Source organism: uncultured Campylobacter sp. (assembly GCF_937997465.1).
In the GTDB taxonomy this organism is placed as follows: domain Bacteria; phylum Campylobacterota; class Campylobacteria; order Campylobacterales; family Campylobacteraceae; genus Campylobacter_A.
Window position 1 is genome coordinate 1 of record NZ_CALKTQ010000199.1, and the last position, 1,981, is coordinate 1,981.

At 49.4% G+C, this 1,981-nt stretch carries 2 protein-coding genes; both read left to right on the forward strand.

The features are described 5' to 3' along the window. Positions 1-813 (forward strand): HAMP domain-containing sensor histidine kinase (locus Q0546_RS06430; RefSeq protein WP_298791546.1); only part of this gene is annotated, 813 nt, incomplete at its 5' end. Then, the coding region (locus Q0546_RS06435) for a Ppx/GppA phosphatase family protein (protein WP_298791547.1) at positions 814-1,981 on the forward strand (1,168 nt) is incomplete at its 3' end.

Genomic DNA, 1,981 nt, shown 5'->3' on the forward strand with positions numbered 1-1,981 from the left:
AAAATTTTAAGTAGAAAAATGACGAATTTAAACGAGAGATTTTTGCAGACGGTGAGCCTTGAGGAGCTTCCGCCCGAGTTTAAACCGCTGGGTAAAAGCCTAAACCGCCTAATCGAGCGCATTCAGACGTTCGTGCTTTATCAAAAGGAGCTTTTTGTCGGCGTCGCGCACGAGCTAAAAACGCCGCTTGCGGTGATGAAAACCAAAAACGAAGTGACGCTAATAAAGCCGCGTGAGAGCGAAAAATACATAGAAGCGCTCAAAAACAACAACGAAGCGATCAATCAGATGAACAAAATGATCGGCTCGATCTTAGAGATCGGGCGGCAAGAGGGCGCGCAGTTTGAGGAGGCCGTGCGTATCGACATCATCGAGTTTTTAAATCAATCGGCGAATAATTTTAAAATTTTAGCTCGCGGCGAGGGCAAGGATATAGCGACAGATTTTGCTCCGAGTAGTCTTGAGATGACGCTACAAACGACGCTTTTAACGCATGTTATCCAAAATTTCGTCCAAAATGCGATCAAATTTTCTCCTCGTGGCGCCGTTATCACGCTGCGCTCGCGTCTTAGTGAAAACGAGTTTATCATCGAGGTCGTAGACGAGGGCTGCGGTATCGATGAGAGCAAGGATCTTTTTGCGCCGTTTAAGCGTTTCGGTGATAAGGGCGGAGCGGGGCTTGGGCTATTTTTGGCCAAGGGCGCAGCTCAGGCACTGGGCGGTTCCGTGTCTATCAAAAACCGAACCGACGGGCGCAGCGGTGCTGTCTCAACCCTCACTTTAGCGATAAATAAAAATAATAAAGGCAAATAAATGGCAAAACGAACCGCCGTCATAGATCTGGGCTCAAATTCGATGCGAATGGCGATTTTTGAAAAGACTTCGCGTTACGCGTTTCACATCATCGGCGAATTTAAGATGAAGGTGCGTCTGGGTGAGGGCGCGTACGAGCACGGCGGCGAGATCTCGGAAAAGTCGATGCAAAAGGCCTGCGAAGCGCTAAGCGAGTTTAAAAATATCGCAAAAAACTACAAATGCGCGAAAATTTTCGCCATGGGTACCTCGGCTCTGCGCGATGCCCCAAACGCCGGCGAGCTCATAAGCATGGCGCGCAAAGAGCTTGGGATAAATTTAAAGGTCGTTAGCGGCAAGGATGAGGCGACGTTTGGCGGAGTGGCGGCGCTAAATTTACTCGAGCCGCTAGAGGAGTTCGTCACGCTTGATATCGGCGGGGGGTCTGCCGAGCTGGCGCTTGTTAGTGGCGGCAAGATAACTGACGCCGTGTCGCTAAATTTAGGTACGGTGAGATTAAAGGAGCTATTTTTCGATAAGAAAAATTTAAACGCTGCAGCGCCCTTTATCAAAGAGGCATTTAAAAGCTTGCCTAAAAACTTTAAAAGCAAAAACCTAGTCGCCATCGGCGGTAGCCTGCGCGCGATATCTTCGGCCATCATGTCGGCGCAAGACTATCCGCTAAAAACCGTGCATAACTTTGCCTACAAATTTCAAAACCACAAAAATTTCATCGAAAATCTTGCCCGAGCGAGCGTACTGGAGCTTGGGGAATTTGGCATCAAAAAAGACCGCTTCGATACGATTAGAGAGGGCGCGCTCATATTTTTAGGCGCAGTGGATGCTGTGGGTGCGCAAAATATCTACACCAGCGGCGCGGGCTTTAGAGAGGGCGTATTTTTGAGCGATATATTGCGTCCGACGCGTAAATTTCCGCCGAATTTCAACCCGAGCGTGAGGAGCTTGCAGGATAGATTTTTGCTAGACGATAACAAGACGATCGTAAAATACGCCAAAGATCTATTTGCCGCGCTAGAGCCGCTACATGGGCTTGAGGGGCGATACGAGAGCGAGCTAGCCGTGGCTGCTAGGCTACACAGCGTGGCGCAGTGCTTGGGGTTTTATGGCGAGCACGCTAGCTCGGCGTTTTTCGTGCTAAATGCCCTAAACTACGGCTTTTCGCATGCGC